Source organism: Rhodococcus sp. NPDC056506, from assembly GCF_042794945.1.
GTDB lineage: Bacteria > Actinomycetota > Actinomycetes > Mycobacteriales > Mycobacteriaceae > Rhodococcus_F.
The window spans coordinates 1-17,467 of the sequence record NZ_JBHTSW010000070.1 but is presented as its reverse complement, the minus strand read 5'-3'; the positions used below and the strand labels follow the sequence as shown (position 1 = coordinate 17,467).

General features: G+C 63.0%; 20 protein-coding genes and 1 pseudogene. 5 read left to right on the top strand and 16 right to left on the bottom strand.

Features of this window, described 5'->3' with window-relative positions; genetic code table 11:
* Positions 1-51 precede the first annotated feature (51 nt).
* The 8 genes from recX to ACFQ6H_RS28975 all read right to left on the bottom strand — a co-directional run bounded on the left by recX (position 52) and on the right by ACFQ6H_RS28975 (position 6,574).
* Positions 52-627 (bottom strand): recombination regulator RecX, encoded by a 576-nt coding sequence (recX, locus tag ACFQ6H_RS29010; protein ID WP_378533454.1) that lies wholly within the window; start codon positions 625-627, stop codon positions 52-54.
* 8 nt (positions 628-635) lie between these two features.
* Positions 636-1,673: a recombinase RecA gene (gene recA, locus ACFQ6H_RS29005; protein ID WP_007735170.1), complete on the bottom strand. Its 1,038-nt coding sequence runs from the start codon at positions 1,671-1,673 to the stop codon at positions 636-638.
* A gap of 305 nt (positions 1,674-1,978) precedes the next feature.
* Positions 1,979-2,173, bottom strand: coding sequence for a DUF3046 domain-containing protein (locus tag ACFQ6H_RS29000; RefSeq protein WP_003942185.1), 195 nt, complete (start codon positions 2,171-2,173; stop codon positions 1,979-1,981).
* Between the two features lie 52 nt (positions 2,174-2,225).
* Complete coding sequence (locus ACFQ6H_RS28995; protein WP_378650301.1) at positions 2,226-3,389, bottom strand: glycosyltransferase; 1,164 nt, start codon at positions 3,387-3,389, stop codon at positions 2,226-2,228.
* A gap of 12 nt (positions 3,390-3,401) precedes the next feature.
* Positions 3,402-4,952 carry a glycerol-3-phosphate dehydrogenase/oxidase gene (locus ACFQ6H_RS28990; protein WP_378650299.1) on the bottom strand — a complete coding sequence of 517 codons (1,551 nt, stop codon included), beginning with the start codon at positions 4,950-4,952 and terminating at the stop codon, positions 3,402-3,404.
* Between the two features lie 2 nt (positions 4,953-4,954).
* Positions 4,955-5,593, bottom strand: a complete 639-nt coding sequence (locus ACFQ6H_RS28985) for a TetR/AcrR family transcriptional regulator (protein ID WP_378650298.1) — start codon at positions 5,591-5,593, stop codon at positions 4,955-4,957.
* Between the two features lie 73 nt (positions 5,594-5,666).
* On the bottom strand, positions 5,667-6,380 hold the full coding sequence (locus ACFQ6H_RS28980; RefSeq protein WP_378545519.1) for a PIG-L deacetylase family protein: 714 nt from the start codon (positions 6,378-6,380) through the stop codon (positions 5,667-5,669).
* Positions 6,381-6,397: 17 nt separating this feature from the next.
* On the bottom strand, positions 6,398-6,574 hold the full coding sequence (locus ACFQ6H_RS28975) for a hypothetical protein (protein ID WP_003942133.1): 177 nt from the start codon (positions 6,572-6,574) through the stop codon (positions 6,398-6,400).
* A 237-nt stretch (positions 6,575-6,811) separates the two neighbouring features.
* Here ACFQ6H_RS28975 and ACFQ6H_RS28970 point away from each other — a divergent pair, with 237 nt between their 5' ends.
* The 3 genes from ACFQ6H_RS28970 to ACFQ6H_RS28960 are packed head-to-tail and all read left to right on the top strand — an operon-like array spanning position 6,812 to position 8,697.
* On the top strand, positions 6,812-7,408 hold the full coding sequence (locus tag ACFQ6H_RS28970; RefSeq protein ID WP_378533464.1) for a biotin transporter BioY: 597 nt from the start codon (positions 6,812-6,814) through the stop codon (positions 7,406-7,408).
* A 6-nt stretch (positions 7,409-7,414) separates the two neighbouring features.
* Positions 7,415-8,095 (top strand): energy-coupling factor ABC transporter ATP-binding protein, encoded by a 681-nt coding sequence (locus tag ACFQ6H_RS28965; RefSeq protein ID WP_378450062.1) that lies wholly within the window; start codon positions 7,415-7,417, stop codon positions 8,093-8,095.
* Positions 8,092-8,697: an energy-coupling factor transporter transmembrane component T family protein gene (locus ACFQ6H_RS28960; protein ID WP_378545525.1), complete on the top strand. Its 606-nt coding sequence runs from the start codon at positions 8,092-8,094 to the stop codon at positions 8,695-8,697. Before ACFQ6H_RS28965 ends, ACFQ6H_RS28960 begins: the two co-directional genes overlap by 4 nt.
* 22 nt (positions 8,698-8,719) lie before the next feature.
* Here the strand turns inward: ACFQ6H_RS28960 and ACFQ6H_RS28955 are convergent, their stop codons facing one another.
* From ACFQ6H_RS28955 to pgsA, 5 genes are all read right to left on the bottom strand, one after another.
* Complete coding sequence (locus tag ACFQ6H_RS28955; protein WP_378650296.1) at positions 8,720-9,565, bottom strand: hypothetical protein; 846 nt, start codon at positions 9,563-9,565, stop codon at positions 8,720-8,722.
* A gap of 31 nt (positions 9,566-9,596) precedes the next feature.
* Positions 9,597-10,409, bottom strand: a complete 813-nt coding sequence (gene pspA, locus ACFQ6H_RS28950; RefSeq protein ID WP_003942098.1) for a phage shock protein PspA — start codon at positions 10,407-10,409, stop codon at positions 9,597-9,599.
* Between the two features lie 156 nt (positions 10,410-10,565).
* Positions 10,566-10,946 carry a helix-turn-helix domain-containing protein gene (locus tag ACFQ6H_RS28945; protein WP_230817130.1) on the bottom strand — a complete coding sequence of 127 codons (381 nt, stop codon included), beginning with the start codon at positions 10,944-10,946 and terminating at the stop codon, positions 10,566-10,568.
* A 90-nt stretch (positions 10,947-11,036) separates the two neighbouring features.
* Positions 11,037-11,534, bottom strand: a complete 498-nt coding sequence (locus ACFQ6H_RS28940; protein ID WP_378650294.1) for a CinA family protein — start codon at positions 11,532-11,534, stop codon at positions 11,037-11,039.
* Complete coding sequence (gene pgsA, locus ACFQ6H_RS28935; protein WP_003942125.1) at positions 11,531-12,172, bottom strand: CDP-diacylglycerol--glycerol-3-phosphate 3-phosphatidyltransferase; 642 nt, start codon at positions 12,170-12,172, stop codon at positions 11,531-11,533. Before pgsA ends, ACFQ6H_RS28940 begins: the two co-directional genes overlap by 4 nt.
* A gap of 120 nt (positions 12,173-12,292) precedes the next feature.
* Between pgsA and ACFQ6H_RS28930 the strand changes: the two genes are divergently transcribed.
* The gene (locus ACFQ6H_RS28930) at positions 12,293-12,817 is read left to right on the top strand and encodes an amino-acid N-acetyltransferase (RefSeq protein WP_019748183.1); all 525 of its coding nucleotides are present in this window, start codon (positions 12,293-12,295) and stop codon (positions 12,815-12,817) included.
* Between the two features lie 57 nt (positions 12,818-12,874).
* The gene (locus ACFQ6H_RS28925; RefSeq protein ID WP_230817127.1) at positions 12,875-13,159 is read left to right on the top strand and encodes a YciI family protein; all 285 of its coding nucleotides are present in this window, start codon (positions 12,875-12,877) and stop codon (positions 13,157-13,159) included.
* Positions 13,160-13,177: 18 nt separating this feature from the next.
* Here ACFQ6H_RS28925 and ACFQ6H_RS28920 read toward each other — a convergent pair whose 3' ends face one another.
* The 3 genes and pseudogenes from ACFQ6H_RS28920 to ACFQ6H_RS28910 all read right to left on the bottom strand — a co-directional run.
* Positions 13,178-14,158, bottom strand: coding sequence for a TerC family protein (locus tag ACFQ6H_RS28920; RefSeq protein WP_019748181.1), 981 nt, complete (start codon positions 14,156-14,158; stop codon positions 13,178-13,180).
* 45 nt (positions 14,159-14,203) lie between these two features.
* Complete coding sequence (locus ACFQ6H_RS28915) at positions 14,204-16,975, bottom strand: DNA translocase FtsK (protein WP_378450067.1); 2,772 nt, start codon at positions 16,973-16,975, stop codon at positions 14,204-14,206.
* Between the two features lie 124 nt (positions 16,976-17,099).
* Positions 17,100-17,467: pseudogene (locus tag ACFQ6H_RS28910) on the bottom strand (TIGR03085 family protein); the annotation flags it as partial.

The window sequence follows — 17,467 nt, the reverse complement described above, 5'->3', positions numbered from 1 at the left end:
CCCTCCTGGTATTAGTTGCCTATGGCATTGTTTGCCTACGGTATTGGTTACCTACGACTCTGCGGCAGCCATCTCGGCCTTGACCACCTCGTACGACATCCCCGCTGAATATCCCTTGCGAGCAAGCATCGAGACCAGTCGGCGCGTGACCTTGTCACGATCGTCGACGGGCTTGTTCTTCAGCTTCCGGCGAACCAGTTCCGCTGCTCGCTCGCGCTCGTCTTCCGGATCGATCTGTGAGAGCGCTTCGGAAGCTACATCCTGGTCGATGCCTTTGAGCCGCAGTTCGACTGCTAGCGCACGCTTTCCCTTGCCCGAGTACGTGTGCCGCGAATGAACCCACTGGTTCGCGAAGTCTGCGTCGTCGATCAAGCCGATTTCCTGGAGCCGATCGAGAACGCTCGTGATGATCTCGGGTTCGAAACCACGCCCGCTCAGCTTTGTTTCCAGTTCGGAACGACTGCGCGCCCGGTCGGTCAGGAGGCGTAGGCAAGCATCTTTGGCCTGCGCCTCCGTCCCACCTTCTGTGCGTTGCGACGGCTTCTCGGATCGTTGACGGGATCGACGCCGAGGCGCGCCGTACTCTTCACGAGCATTCTCGCCGTTGTCACCGTCGTCGAAGCTCATGACTGAACTCAGAAGTCGGCGGGAGCTTCGTCGGTTGCAGTGACGTCAGCACCGATACCGAGCTTTTCCTTGATCTTCTTCTCGATCTCGTCGCGGATATCGGTGTTCTCCAGCAAGAACTTACGAGCATTTTCCTTGCCCTGACCCAACTGGTCACCTTCGTAGGTGTACCAGGAGCCGGACTTGCGGATGAACCCGTGCTCGACACCCATATCGATGAGCGAGCCTTCCTTGCTGATGCCCTGACCGTAGAGAATGTCGAACTCGGCCTGCTTGAACGGCGGAGCGACCTTGTTCTTGACGACCTTGACGCGAGTGCGGTTACCGACTGCGTCGGTACCGTCCTTGAGAGTCTCGATGCGACGGATGTCGAGGCGAACCGAAGCGTAGAACTTCAGTGCCTTACCACCGGTGGTGGTTTCGGGAGAACCGAACATCACGCCGATCTTCTCGCGAAGCTGGTTGATGAAGATGACGGTGGTGCCCGAGTTGTTCATGGCACCGGTGATCTTGCGCAGCGCCTGGCTCATCAGTCGAGCCTGCAGGCCGACGTGACTGTCACCCATCTCGCCTTCGATCTCGGCGCGAGGAACAAGAGCGGCCACGGAGTCGATCACGACGATGTCGAGGGCGCCCGAACGAATCAGCATGTCGGTGATCTCGAGAGCCTGCTCACCCGTATCGGGCTGCGAGACCAGAAGCGCGTCGGTGTCGACACCCAACTTGGCTGCATAGTCAGGATCAAGCGCGTGCTCCGCGTCGATGAAGGCCGCGATGCCGCCGTTGGCCTGAGCGTTGGCAACTGCGTGCAGTGCCACGGTGGTCTTACCCGAGGATTCCGGGCCGTAGATCTCGATGACGCGGCCACGCGGCAGTCCGCCGATACCCAGCGCGACGTCGAGCGCGATGGAACCGGTGGGAATGACGGCGATGGGCTGGCGGACACCCTCACCCAGGCGCATCACCGAACCCTTGCCGAAGTTCTTGTCGATCTGCGCCAACGCGAGGTCGAGTGCCTTGTCCCGATCAGGTGCCTGTGGTGCCATCGTGATCCCCATCCTTGTTTCAGTCTTCAGTGCCTGCCTGAGCAGACTCCGTCTCTTCAGTGCCTGCCTGAGCCGACCCTGTTGGTGTGTTGCGATCAGAGTAGATCCGGCCACCGACAGACTTTTCGATCTTGCTTTCGCGCTTGTCGATCACTGTGCTTGTCCAACACTGTGCTTGTCGGACACTGTGCTTGTCGATAACCGAAAGTTCGCAGTTACGAAAGGAGCGTCACCACCGAACAGCTTCAGCATAGACGAACACGTGTTCGAACAGAAGATGGGAGACGTTCGACACGCCGAAAAAGTCAGCGGCGGGCGGGCGGTACGTCGAACTCCACACAGAGCGCACGCCACACTTCGCGAGGCTCCCAACCTGCTTCGACGGCCTCCGCGGCAGTCATTCCGTCGAGACTCTGGAGTACATGGTCGATCAGCATCGAGTCGCCTCGTACCTGCCCGAACTCTTCGCGCACCATTTCATGAAATTCGGTCAACCGCACAGCCGCCACCGTAGTCCACAGGGTGATGTATCTGCACTCAGGCACAGTCGGCTCACGCCGACACACCACCGTTGACTACCTGTCGGCACACCACGACCGGATCGATGACCTGCGACGCAGTAGCGGCAGCCGCCCTCGCCGCTTCCGTGAATCGCTCATCGGAAAGAACCTGTAGTACTGCATCGCGAATCGACTGCGCATCCGCAGGCCGCACGATCACCGACGTGCCTGCCCGCGCAGCGCGATTGGCCAACTCCCACTGGTCCCCGCCCCCGGGAACGACGACCGTCGGCACGCCGGCCAGCAAGGCCTTCGCCAACATGCCGTGCCCGCCGCCGCACACCAATACCGCCGCGTCACGCAGCATCGCGTCCTGGCGTCCGAGACCTGCACGAACCCAATCAGGTTGTTCGCCTTCTGCTCCCTCGAGTATCGATGCGATCAGCCTGACACCGGCGCCGTCGAGTCCTTCGACCGTGCCCTCGAACATTCCCACTGCGCCGGTGTGTGCCGTGGACGGCGCCACCATGACCAGCGGTTCGTCACCTGGCGGTGGATCCAGAATGACCTCGGTCGGCTCCCAGAGAAGCGGTCCGACGACGTGTGCGTGCTCCGGCCAGTCGGGGCGAGGCACTTCCAGTGCCGGAAGCGTTGCGATCAGCCGCGCACGAGGGCCGGGATCGAGAGCGGGTAGTCCGACACCGACACGGGCTTGCGAGCGCTGGGCCAACCCTTGCTTGATCGAACGTCCCGTCGCTGCGCGCATCAGGGTGTCGCGGAGTCGACCGCGAATTCCGACTCCGGGCGCGAGCCCACTGCCGATCGGCGGCAGACCGCGCGAGGGTGAGTACAACGGGTGAGGCGAGAGCTCCACCCACGGGATGCCGAGCCGTTCCGCGGCCAATCCACCTCCGGCAGTAAGGATGTCGGAGACGACAAGATCCGGGGAGACGGATTTCAGGTCGGGAAGCAGTTCGGTGGAAATATAGGCGGCGCGCGAATGAATCCGAGCGCCTGCGTCGAGATCGTCGTCTCCCGGTCGCGGAGCCAAGCCCTTGAGAGGCTCCGCTTCCACGCCCGCTGCTCGCGCTGCCTCCACCCACCGGGTCCCGGTGTAGAGGATGGGGTCGTCGCCGGCCTGGATCAACGCCAGCGACAACGCTATTGCGGGAAAAGCATGACCCGGGTCCGGCCCGGCAACGACGGCTACACGCACCGGATCAGAGTGTCACACCGAGTGAAACGCCTGTTCCGCCGCACCCAGTGCGCGTTCGCGATCCGAAGCCACCAATCCGATTCTGGTCCTGCGATCAAGGACGTCGTCGGCGTCGAGGGCACCTTCGTGCGATACGGCGAAATCGAACTCGGCGCCGCAGATCTCCAAGTCCGCAACCGGCCGAAGACGATCACTGCTCGCGGAGGCAACGAACTCCGCTTCGGTGCCGTATCGCGCCACGAGGGAGGCGGGAGCCTTGATCTTTTTCAAATCCGCTGCCGATGCAGCACCTACCAGCGGCAACGAGCGTGTCCGACACGCACCGGCATTCAGCGAGCCGACCTCGATCGCAGCGTCGACGGCGTCTTCGGCCATCTTGCGGTACGTCGTGAGCTTGCCGCCCACCACCGTGACCAAGCCCGAAGCCGAACGAACAACAGCGTGATTGCGGGAGAGGTCGGCAGTCGAGCCTTCACCGGTGTCCAGCAGCGGACGCAGACCCGCGAAGGTCCCCAAGACGTCCCCACGGGTCAGCGGAACTTCCAACGCCGTGTTCACGGTGCTGAGCAGGAAGTCGATCTCGTCCTCGGACGCCGTCGGTACGTCGGGCACCGGCCCCGGCGCTGCTTCGTCGGTCAACCCGAGGTAGATCCGGCCGAGCTGCGCGGGCAGGGCGAAGACGAAACGGTTGGTCTCGCCGGGAATCGGCACCGTCAGTGCTGCAGTGGGGTTCCCCAATCGCGCCGCGTCGAGCACCAGGTGCGTTCCGCGGCTGGGGCGAAGAGTGATGCTGGAGTCGACCTGATCAGCCCATACCCCGGTCGCATTGATCACGACGCGGGCACGCATCAAGAACTCGGACCCGGTCAACTCGTCGCGCAAGGTGGCCGATGTTCCGGATACGTCGTACGCACCGACCCTGGTCAGGATTCGCGCGCCGTGGGACGCCGCGGTTCGCGCGATGCCGACGACAAGACGGGCGTCGTCGATGAGCTGCCCGTCGAACGCAGTCAAGGCGCCGCGTAGATTCTCTTGCTTGACCGCAGGGGCCAATTCGCGAGCGCGAGCAGCACTGACCGTCCGTGATCTGGGTAGTACCGACGCCGGGGTTCGCGCCGACATGCGCAGAGCGTCACCGGCCAGGAAACCGGTACGCACCAGGGCCTTTCCGAAGAACGACGTCTCCGGCAACAGCGGTACGAGTTGAGGCATGGCGCGAACCAGGTGCGGCGCGGTGCGCGTCATGAGAATTCCGCGCTCGACCGCACTTTCACGGGCGATGCCGACATTGCCGGAAGCAAGGTACCGAAGGCCGCCGTGCGCCAGTTTCGAACTCCAACGGCTGGTGCCGAACGCGAGGTCGTGCTTTTCGACCAGCGCAACACTCAGCCCACGAGTCACGGCATCGAGAGCAACACCGACGCCCGTGATTCCGCCACCGATAACCAGGACGTCGACCGAATCGCCGTTCGCCAACTGCTCGAGCTCACGAGTACGCCGCTGTGCATTGAGCGCTGAATCACCGCTTGCTGAATCACTGCCTGCTGAACCTAGGGGGCTCACAGCTATTCTCCCGAATTCTTGACAGGTGCCAGGTACGCAGCGACCGCATATCGAAGTTGTTCGACAGACGCGTCGGAAGAAAGCTCAGCCTCGAGAGTCGGTGCGGAGATGACAACGGACTGCGCCATCAGTAGAACCATCGCCGCGATCTCGGTGACGCTTCCCTCACGAATCGAACCGTCCTGTTGACCGGCCGCGACGACGGAGGTGATCAGCTCGAGAATCGACTTCTGGCTCGCGCCGAGTCGGTCCACGATGTACGTGGTCAGCAACTCTTGATCGGCTTTCCGAATTTTCACGAAGAGCGGATGGTCGCGGATCTGGCCGACGACGTCACCGATCGCTTCCACGAGCAACGTGCCCGCAGACCCGGTAAAGGTCACCTCGGGCAGCACCGATCGGATCTCCCGCGTGAGCAGGTCCGCGACCACGGCCCGCGTGTCCGGCCACCGCCGGTAGACCGTAGGTCGGCTGACGCCGGCTCGACGGGAGATCTCGGCAAGTGTGGTTCGCTGCATTCCGAAATCGAGGACACACGATCTTGCGGCGTCGAGAATCACGTCGTCGATCTCGCGGCTGGGGATGCGCTGACCGTCGGCCTTGCGAGGGGCAATTGGGTCATCTGCGTTACGGATTACCATCGTGTGTAACACAATACCGGACAAGTCACCGGCAATCCCGTCGGGACTTGCGACTTTTCTCGCTCAAAGCTCATCAGAAATAGTACAACTCGAAACCAACTGCGCGCTCGGCATCAAACCCAGGCTTCGGTCCGCTGACCATATCTATCTGTGCGCGGGCCTGTTCCCGGATCGGCACGGAACTCAATGCCGCCAGATAGCGTGCGTGTTCCGCGAGCGAATCCACGGCGCGATCGACCGTCGACGTCACGTCGACGCAGTGCGTGGGAGTCATCGTGTTCACCGCGACCCACCGAACGCCGGACCACGGCGCCAACCCCTGAGCCGTCAATGACGGAAAGATCCATTCGTTTGCTGCGTCGGCAGTTGCATCCAGGACGCTGATCCCGAGCGCGCGGTGATCCGCACTGTTGAGGTAGCCGGGCCCCCAGGTGTGCGAGAAGTTCATCGTGACCACCAACTCCGGACGGTGGCGACGAATTGCAGCGGCAAGAGTCGAGCGCAATTCCAGGCCTTCAACGAGACGACCGTCGGGTAGTCCGAGGAACTCCACCTCAGTGACACCGACGATCGCGGCCGAGCGGCGCTCTTCTTCCTCACGGACCGGGCCGGACTCCGCGGGCGACAGACCAGCGATTCCGGCCTCACCTCGCGTGGCCAGCACGTATCGGACGTCCTTGCCGCGATCGGTCCACTGCGCCACCGCCGCGGCTGCGCCGTATTCGATGTCGTCGGGATGCGCAACGATGACAATCGCGCGCTGCCAGTCCTCGGGGAAGTTTTCCATAGGGCCGATCTTGCCTGTCAGAATCGCGAAGCGGGCGAATTGTCGTCACTTCCCGACATCGCCTTCACCAGGAAGTAGATTCCGAAGCCGACCGCGCCGACCACCAGAACCCAGAAAAGCCCTTTGATCAGGGCGCCGACCACCGCGAGTGCAACCCACACCAGTACGACGGCCAAAACGATCTTCCAAAACATGCTTGCCTCCAATGGGCCATTGAATAATCAGTCGAATCGGACAGGTGCTGCGTCGTCCGTAGAACCAGCCTGACAGGTCTGGCGCGACAAAGCAGCAGCTCAGCGGCAAGTTCAGGTAAAGATCAGGGTTCACCCCGAGACCGCCCCTCACGCAGGTCAGGTGTCCAACCCACTGCAGCGTGCGACTGGCGTAAACTCGCGAAGTTCCATCCCGTACGCCGAAGGAGCACGTCCGCAGTGTCTACGACCCGTTTCCCCGCTCGCGATCTCGCGCATGTAGCCGTCTTCGCCGCACTCATCATCGCGCTGGGCCTACCCGGGTCGATCAACATCGGCATCTCCGGCGTACCGATCACACTTCAGTCCATGGGCGTCATGATGGCCGGCGCTCTGCTCGGACCGCGCAAGGGTGTTCTCGCCGTCCTGACGGTCATCGCCCTGGGATTGGTGGGACTACCGGTCCTTGCCGGCGGTCGCACCGCACTCGTGTCTCTTTCGAGCCCGACGGCCGGATTCCTCATCGGTTGGATCCCGACGGCATTCGTCATCGGGTGGCTGACTGCAAAGATGCTGCCCAAGTACCGGATCATCGCGGGCATCGGCATCAACCTCCTCGGCGGGGTTGTCATCCTCTACGCCTTCGGCATCGTCGGAATGATGGTCCGCGGACACATGAGCTTCGTAGCCGCCTGGTCGGCCAACGCTGCCTTCATTCCTCTCGACGCGGCAAAGGCAGTGGTCACCGCGCTCGTCGCGTCCCAGGTCCATCGCGCATATCCGGCACTGCTGCGTGATTCGGTGATCTCGTCCACCAAGACCGTGGTGGCGAATTAATCTCCGATGAGTGAGATCGTCTTCGAGAACGTCGGCCACAGCTTCGGTGAACGAACAGTCCTGCAGCAGATAAATCTGCGACTGAGCGAGCAGCGAATCGGGATCGTGGGTGCAAACGGAAGCGGCAAGTCGACCCTCGCTCGCATGATCAACGGCCTGGTCGTTCCAACCGAAGGGCGCGTCCAGGTGAACGGCCTGGATACCGCGAAGAAGGGCCGCGACGTACGCAAGCAGGTCGGGTTCGTCTTCACCGATCCCAACCATCAGATCGTGATGCCGACGGTGGCCGAGGACATCGAATTCTCGCTCCGCCGTAGCGGTTTGGGTAAAACCGAGCGCGCCGCCAAGGTCAGCTCGGTCCTGCAGCGCTACGGTCTCGCCGGGCACGCCGACCATCCCACTCACCAGCTTTCCGGTGGGCAGAAGCAGCTACTCGCGCTCGCGGCCATCATGGTGACGGAACCGAACGTACTCGTCGCCGACGAGCCCACCACGCTCCTCGACCTTCGCAACTCGCGACTCATCAGCTCGGTATTCGAGTCACTCGATCAACAACTGATCGTCGTGACCCACCAACTCGACCTCCTCGAATCATTCGAACGGGTGTTGGTTGTCGACCAAGGCCGTGTCGTCGCCGACGGCTCCCCCGCCGACTCGATCGGCCATTACCGGTCGTTGGTCTCGTGACCACACTCGGCGTCTATCGCCCGGGCTCGTCACTCCTGCATCGGATGCCGACGGGGATCAAGCTCCTCGGATTGGTCGTGGCGATCCTCGCCGTCTCGATCTTCGTACGTGAGCCGTGGCAACTGGCAGCTCCCGCGATCGTCGTCGTCGCCCTGTACGTCATTGCGCGCATCCCGCCGATGACGGCGATCCGGCAGCTGCGACCCGCACTGTGGATGTTGCTGTTCATTGGCGCGTTCCAGCTGGTGGTCGCGGGGTGGCAGCGAGCGGCCGTCGTGTGCGGCGTCCTGATCATCTCGATCGCCTTCGCGGCGATCATGGGTCTGACCACGCGGATCTCCGAGATGCTCGACGCGATCACCAGATTCCTGACACCCTTGCGGCGCTTCGGCGTCAATCCCGAACGGATCGCCTTGCTCCTGGCAATGACGATCCGGTGCATCCCACTCATGTTCGAGGTCATCACACAGGTATCCGAAGCACGCAAGGCACGGGGGCTCGGCTTCTCGCTGCGTTCCTTCGCAGTGCCGGTCATCGTCGGCACCCTGATGACCGCAGATGCGATGGGTGAAGCATTGGCAGCCCGCGGCGCCGACGACTGAGCGCCGATCAGACCAGGAACCGTCAGTTGTACTTGCGGGTGATGTCGTCCACCTCGCCGATGGCGTCGGCAAGCGCCGAAAGTCGCTCGGCGGCCGCGTGCAGCGCCGAGAGTTCCCGGTTGAATCCCACGAGCGCCGAAGGGCTGTGAGGCGCAGTCAGCGCGGCGGCCGAGGTCACCAGATCCTCGTATTGGTCCAACCCCGACTGCAACTCACGAACTGCGCTGTCGATTGTGGGATCCAGCGGCTCAGTCACTTTGGGCGTTGCGGCCACCGCACGTTCCATCGCCACCACGTCCGACGACACCGCGAACATCGCTCTGAGTGCCGAATCGGCGGTAGCGGTGATTTCGTCCAGCTCACCGGGGTCGATGGTGTCGGCGCGTCTGAGAACACTCAAAATCTCGAACAGCGACGTCTCGGCACCGATGAGGCGCGACATCGGAATGAACGCGCGAGACGACGACGGTGGCAACCGTCTGCGAATCGGCGCCGACGGCGGAGGACCGGAGCTCATCGAACGGTAACGGCCGACCGCGATGACGGCGGGAACCGCGAACAGTGCCGCTCCCCCGCCTGCCACGACCACCGACCACTCGGGGGCCGACGCAACCGCGAGGCCTGCCGTGCCGACCACTGATCCGCCGGACATGAAACCCCAACGCTGCGCGCGCCGACGCGCACGGGCACGCTTGCGCTCGAACTTGGCGCGCGGATCCTGCCACCGCCGAGCAGCATCCGCCGCAGACAGACCGACCTCACGCAATGTGTCCGCGGTGCGTCCCAACGCTCCGAAAGCGCCGGATACGGAAACGGGAACGGCCGACCGGGGCTCACGCCCAGATCGACCGTCTCGCGAAGAAAACATCAGAGCATCACTGCCGACATCGAGGATTCGGCTACTGCCCGGTCTGACCGGCAGCCGGGGGCTGCTTCTCGACGGACGGAGTCGCGGGAGTGGCTGCTGCACCGCCGGAAGGCAGTGCCTCGCCCTTCATGGACGCACGAATCTGCTCGAGGCGGCTGTGCCCCGCCATCTGAACCGAGGCCTGCTGGACCTCCATCATGCGGCCCTGGACGGAGTTCTGGGCGAGCTCGGCCGAGCCGAGTGCGTCAGCGTAGCGGCGCTCGATCTTGTCGCGCACAGCATCGAGGCTGGGTGTGTTGCCGGGAGCCGACAGCGTGCTGTCCATGGAACGAAGCGACTCGCTCACGCGCTCCTGCATCTTGGCCTGCTCGAGCTGGCTGAGCAGCTTGGTACGCTCGGCAACCTTTGCCTGCAGGGTCATCGCGTTCTGCTCGACGGCCTTCTTGGCCTGAGCGGCTGCCTGCAAGGACTGGTCGTGCAGTGCCTTCAGATCCTCGACGCCCTGCTCGGCCGTCACCAACTGAGCCGCAAAAGCCTCGGCGGCGTTGGTGTACTGGATCGCCTTGTCGTTGTCGCCGGCAGCAGCAGCCTGATCGGCAAGATTGACGGCTTGGCGCGCGTTGGCGTTGAGCTTCTCGACCTCGTCGAGCTGACGGCTGAGCTTCATCTCGAGTTGACGCTGATTACCGATCACCGACGCAGCCTGCTGGGACAACGCCTGATGCTGGCGCTGTGCGTCCTCGATCGCCTGCTGAATCTGAACCTTTGGATCTGCCTTCTCATCGATCTTCGAATTGAAGAGCGCCATCAGGTACTTCCAGCCCTTGACGAAAGGATTAGCCATTGGTTTGATCCTGCCTCCATCTGATGCGCCGCGCCGAACGCGACCCGGAGCGCGACCGTCGCGCACCGAAACAAGGGCTGCGCCCTATCTGCTCTGACCCCACCTGCTGGAAACCGGCGGTTACGTACAAAATCTATCGGTTACGGCCGGTAGTGGCTACGCCGCCGCCAACCTTCGAGCGTTCGGTGCCGGAATCACGACGCGAGTGTCGCGTGCGATAGTCGGCGAACCGGATGCCGAGACAGTGCCGGATGCCGACACGGCAGGTTCGGTGACCTGTCGACCAGCTACCGGAGAGCTCTTCTTGGTGGCCAAGGTCTCGCTCACATCGACCAGCACGTCGGACAGCGGGACTGCGAGCGCATCACAGATCGCTGCCAACAGTTCGCTCGATGCTTCCTTACGTCCACGTTCCACTTCGGACAGATAGCCCAAGCTCACACGCGCGCTGTTCGACACCTCACGTAGCGTGCGGCTCTGCGAAACGCGCGTACGCCGGAGACTGTCACCGATTGCCTCACGCAATAGCAGCGCCATCTCGCTCCTCCTTCATCCGTGACCTCATCGTGCATGGTCGTACGTCTTCACAATCGTCAACGTCCGAACACATCCGATTGGTTCCCGAGCCTATCGTGCCGCACGCGCTACGACACGATCACGCAACCGCGACACGGCAGTCGCGACCGCGGTTGTCCGAATCTCCCACCGTTCGCCGCCGAGCGCGAGCGGTACGCATTCGGTTCCGTCCGGGCCGGCGATGCCGAGAAACACCGTTCCGACCGGGTGTCCGTCCTGCTCGCTCGGACCGGCAACTCCGGTCAGTCCGATTCCCCAGTCGGCACCGCACCTCGTCCGGGCGCCGAGCGCCAAGGCCACGGCGGTGCTCTCGGACACGGGACCGTCCGACGCCAGGCGCTCAGGATCCACGCCCGCCAGCGTTGCTTTCAGGTCGGTCGCATACACGACCAGGCCCCCACGCAGCACCGCGCTCGACCCTGGCACCGACGCGATCGCAGCCGTGAACAATCCGGCCGTCAAAGACTCAGCGGCGGCGACAGTCTGCCTCGCGGCGGCGAGGGCGTCGACGAGTTCGACCACCCCGAGTCCGAGCAGCGGGTCGGTCATGACTCGACTGCGCGAACTCCGGCGCGAAGCCTGATCGCCTGCACGATGTATTCGATTCCCGTCGCCACCGTCAGTACGACGGCAGCAGCCATCAGCAGTCCGCTGACGATGTCCCAACTGCTCGGCAGCGGGCAGAGGTAGAAGCCGATCGCGACGGCCTGTACGAGCGTCTTGAGCTTGCCACCCTTGCCTGCCGGGATGACCGCGTGCCGCAGGACCGCGAACCGCAACAGCGTGATTCCGAGTTCTCGGGCGATGATCACTCCGGTAACCCACCACGACAGATCGCCGAGAACCGAGAGCCCGATGAGCGCGGCTCCGATCAAGGCCTTGTCCGCGATCGGGTCCATGAGTTTCCCGAAATCGGTGACCAGACCGTACTTCCGAGCCAATTGGCCGTCGATCCGATCCGTGATCGCGGCGACGATGAACACGCCCATCGCTCCGAGACGCCACCACGTCGAGTGTCCGCCGTCGACGAACAGAACAACGAGAAACACCGGAACGAGAACCATTCGCACCATCGTGAGAATGTTCGCGATGTTCAGCAACGGAACCGGGTTGTCCGCGACAGGTGTGCCGTCGGACGGACCGACGGCGGCGCGATGGGCGTCGGTCTGATCGCGCGGGGTACTCATCGGATCACCGCACGGGCGGTGAGCCGAACCCGGGATACAGCCGAGCGGCGCGGGAATTGCGTGGGGCGGACAGGCACGCGACTTAGAATATCGGTAGGGCCATTGACTAATGTGCACCACATGACTTCGACCGCGCCGACCTATACCGAGAGCCAGTTGATCGTGCGTCGCGCGCGAACGTCGGACATCCCCGAAATCAAGCGCCTGATCGACATCTACGCCGGCAAGATCCTGCTCGAGAAGAATCTCGTGACGCTGTACGAGGCTGTCCAGGAGTTCTGGGTCGCTGAGCGGGGTGACCAGGTAATCGCTTGCGGCGCACTGCATGTGCTATGGGCAGACCTGGGTGAGATCCGCACCGTCGCAGTCGATCCGACGGCCAAGGGGCAGGGTGCGGGATTCCACGTCGTCGACAAACTCATCGAGGTCGCCAAGGAATTGGAGTTGGAACGACTGTTCGTTTTGACGTTCGAGACCGAGTTCTTCCACCGTCACGGATTCGCGGAGATCGACGGCACTCCCGTCACCGCTGAGGTCTATGCCGAAATGTGTCGTTCCTACGACGCCGGCGTCGCCGAGTTCCTCGATCTGAGCTATGTGAAACCCAACACACTCGGCAATACTCGCATGCTCCTGACTCTCTGAACCGTTCAGACTCTTCACACATCCCTGTCTCGATCCCCGTCCCGAAAGCGGTTCACGATGTCGTTGTTCCTCGTCGAATACACCTACGCGCCCGAGAAGAATCCTCAGCGCGACGAACTCCGCAGCGATCACCGCGCGTGGCTCGCCGATCTGGTTTCCCGCTCGATCGTGTTGTCTTCAGGTCCGTTTGCAGATGGAAACGGCGCGCTGATCATCGTCGACGCCGCTGACACCGATACCGTTTCGCTTCTCTTCACCCACGATCCGTTCGCGATCGCCGACCTGATCGAAAACGTCCGGATCACCGAGTGGGTGCCGGTTCTGGGCCAGTTCAGCGCCTGACGGACACAGGCCCCGGCTTTACTCCCCGGCCCGGTCGCGAGTCTTCAACAGGCTCGCGACCGTTGTCACCGCCAGCACTCCGATGATCACTCCGAGTGAGAGTGCCGTCGAGATTTCCGGCACCGAGACGTGTTCACCGCCGTTGACGAACGAGAGCGTGTTCTCGTGCAACGCGTGCAGTACCAGTTTCACGCCGATGAACGCCAGAATTATCGAGAGCCCGTACGAGAGGTAGACGAGTCGTTCGAGCAACCCGCCGATCAGGAAGTACAGCTGTCGTAGGCCCATCAGCGCGAAGGCGTTGGCGGTGAACACCAGGTACGGTTCCTGCGTCAGACCGTAGATCGCCGGAATCGAATCGAGCGCGAAGAGCACGTCGGCAAACCCGATTGCGATGAGCGCCAACAACAACGGTGTCACGACGCGCTTGCCGTCGATCCGGGTGATCAGTTTGTCGCCGTCGTATTCCTCGGTGGTGGGCAGCACCCGCTTCACGAGCGAGATGATGCGACTGTCGCGCTTCTCCTCCGCTTCCTTCTCGTGGCCGTGATCGCGGATCAGGGTGTACGCGGTGTAGATCAGAAATGCACCGAAAAGGTAGAACACCCAGCTGTACGCATTGATGGCGGCCGCGCCGACTCCGATGAAGATTCCGCGCATCACCAGCGCGAGGACGATGCCGATAAGCAGGACTTTCTGCTGGAACTCTCGCGGGACGGCGAACGTCGACATGATGATCACGAAGACGAACAGATTGTCTACCGAGAGCGCCTTTTCCGTGACGTAGCCGGCGAAGTACTCACCGCCGTACGTCGTACCCCAGATCCACATCACGACCAGGCCGAAGACGATGGCTATCGAAATGTAGACCGTCGACCAGAATGCCGACTCCCGGAACGTGGGCGCATGTGGCGTGCGGACGTGGGCGAAGAAGTCGAAGACGAACAGGCCGAGGATCACCACGATCGTGATTCCCCAAGCCAACGGCGTCACATGCACGGGTTCCTCCGGTCGTCTGTCGACGGCTTGTCCGCCGAGGTGTCGCTACTCGTCTGCGGGTGCCTCGTCCGGGTCGCCACCGCGAATCGACCACAGCAGACCGTCGAGTTCCTCAGGCTTCATCAAAACCTCGCGTGCCTTCGAGCCCTCGCTGGGGCCGACGACGCCACGATTTTCCATGAGATCCATGAGTCGGCCGGCCTTGGCGAACCCGACGCGCAGCTTGCGCTGCAGCATCGACGTCGAACCGAATTGACTCGTGATGACCAATTCCACGGCCTGCAAGAGGACGTCCATGTCGTCGCCGATGTCGGGGTCGACGTCCTTCTTCTCCCCGGCCTTCTGTGCGGTGACACCTTCGGTGTACTCGGGCTCGGCCTGGTTCTTCGCGAAGTCGACAACCGCAGAGATTTCCTCGTCGGTGATGAACGCGCCCTGCATACGGGTCGGCTTGCCGGCGCCCATGGGCAGAAACAAGCCGTCACCCATACCGATGAGCTTCTCGGCGCCAGGCTGATCGAGGATGACTCGCGAGTCCGTGAGCGAGGACGTCGCGAACGCCAGACGCGAAGGCACGTTGGTCTTGATCAGGCCGGTGACGACGTCGACGGACGGGCGCTGCGTTGCCAGCACCAGGTGGATACCGGCAGCGCGGGCTTTCTGGGTGATGCGGACGATTGCTTCTTCGACGTCGCGCGGAGCGGTCATCATGAGGTCCGCCAACTCGTCCACGATCGCCAGGATGTACGGGTACGGACGGTAGACGCGCTCGCTGCCCAGCGGCGCGGTGATTTCCCCGGACTTGACCTTGGAGTTGAAGTCGTCGATGTGACGCACTCGGTTGGCCTGCATGTCCTGGTAGCGCTGTTCCATCTCCTCGACCAACCAGGCCAGCGCGGCCGCTGCCTTCTTGGGCTGAGTGATGATCGGCGTGATCAGGTGCGGGATACCTTCGTACGGCGTGAGCTCGACCATCTTGGGGTCGATGAGGATCATCCGTACTTCTTCCGGCGTCGCCCGGGTCAGTAGTGACACGAGCATCGAGTTCACGAAGCTCGACTTACCCGAGCCGGTCGAACCTGCCACCAGCAGGTGGGGCATCTTCGCGAGGTTCGCACTGACGAAGTCACCTTCGATGTCCTTACCCAGACCGATCACCAGTGGATGGTGATCGCGTCTGGTGCTCGGCGCGTTCAGCACGTCGGCGAGGCGAACCATTTCACGGTCGGAGTTCGGTACCTCGATACCCACCGCGGACTTACCCGGGATGGGGGCGAGGAGGCGGACGTTGTCGGTTGCCACCGCGTAGGCGATGTTGCGGGCGAGCGCAGTGATCTTCTCGACCTTCACGCCGGGTCCGAGTTCGACCTCGTAGCGCGTCACTGTCGGTCCGCGGGTGAATCCGGTAACGGCGGCGTCGATCTTGAACTGTTCGAGGACCTCGCTGATCGCTTCGATCATCGCGTCGTTCGCAGAACTGCGGAGCTTGGGCGGATCGCCCTCGATCAGCAACGTCGTCGGTGGGAGGTTGTAGTCGCCGTCGGTGACGCGATCGGTGACGAAGTGTTCCTTCTCCTCCGGCTCCGGTTCGGGTTTCGGCACGGGCTTGGCGATGGGGACCGAACGTGCCGGCACCTTGGGGCGCGGCGCCGGCGTCTCCACGACGGGCGCTGCCGCAGCCACGACGGGCTCGTCGGGCTCTGCCGTTTCGTCGGCGTTCCACAGACCGAGCACTTCGGTCTTCTTGTCTCCGGATTCGAACTCGTCCGTCGGGTAGTTGTCGATCGGCGCGCGCCGGCTGGTCCGCTTGGCGGGCTTGAGCGGCGGCTCGGCGTAGGTGTCCACCGGGTAGCCGTCGGCGTCGAACAGCGAAGGATCGTAAGCAGATTCGCCGTAGTGGTGCTCGCCGTCCTCGTCGAATTCGGATCCGTAGTCGCCGTATTCGTCCGAGCGATACGAGGCACCGAAGAAGGACTGGAACTTGCTCGGAACCTCACGCAGAGTCGTTCCGGTCAGAAGCAGGATTCCGAATCCGGCGGCGATGACCAACAGCGGCGCCGACAGCCAGACGGTGAGGCCGTTGGTCAGCGGGCCTCCCACGACGTATCCGACAAAACCTGCGCCGTTGGAGCGGCCGGTCGCGTCTGTCGGCGATCCGGAGATGATGTGCCACAGGCCGAGTGCAGGAAGACCGACCAGCAGCGATCCCATGATCAGTCGAGGTCGGATCTCAGGTTTGGGTTCGGTGCGCATCAACAGGATCGCGAGGCCGACGCCGACGATGGGGAGCACAGCCGAAGCCGCGCCGAAGATCGCCCGCACGAGAGTGTCGATACCACCGCCGATCGGACCTCCGGCCTTGAACCAGACTCCCCCGGCGATGACGACGCTGAATGCGATCAGGCCGAGCGCTATTCCGTCGCGGCGATGGCCGGCTTCGATCTCGCCGACCTTGCTGACCGTGCGCGTGGTGGCGCCGACACCGCGGGCAGCCAGGGACCACCCGGCGCCGATCCCCTTGCCGACCGCCGCCAACGGGCTGGCCCGCTGAGACGTTTTCGACACGGGTCGGCGCGAAGCCGAAGACGTACCGGACGACTTCTTCGGAGCCGGCTTGGAGCCTTTCCCCGAAGCGGGGCGGCCACCGGCTTTGGCCGACGTCGTGACATTTCGAGGAGTCGAGACGGTCCGCGTGGTGCGCGATGTGCGAGGTTTTGCGGTCGCCCGCGCGCTCGGCGCAGACGCTGACGACCTGGTCGATGCCCTGGACGTGGACGTGCTTGTACTGGATCCCCGGGCGCTCGACTTACCTGCCATGGAGTTCAGGCTAGTCTGTGCGACCCCATCTGGACCATCCGCAACACCAGCAACACAGGTCGCGAGTGCGAAACGTGATCTTCACAACCCGTCTGTCGAGTTCTACTCCGGTAGAAGGAGGCCATCAGAAACTGCGATCGAGTGCCATCACCGATTGAACGTCGCCAAGTTCACCTTTTGCTTCGATCTGCACTTCGTTGCGACCGAAAGCGTGAAGCAACAACTCTGCAGGTTCACCCTGCAGGACAACACTGCGAGAGCCGGATTTGTGGACGACTGCGCTCTCCCCGGACGGAAGTTCCAAAATCACCTCGACAGCGGCTTTGCGGTAGCCCATCTTGCCGATCTGCCGCGCGTACTTCCACAGTTGAGCCTGCCGACCCTCCGACAACGGACGCGGCGCCCAGTTCAGGTGTGCGCGTCGTACATCTTCGTGGTGGACGAACATTTCCGTGGTGTTGACCTGCGCGTCGAGCCAGTACATCGGCGACC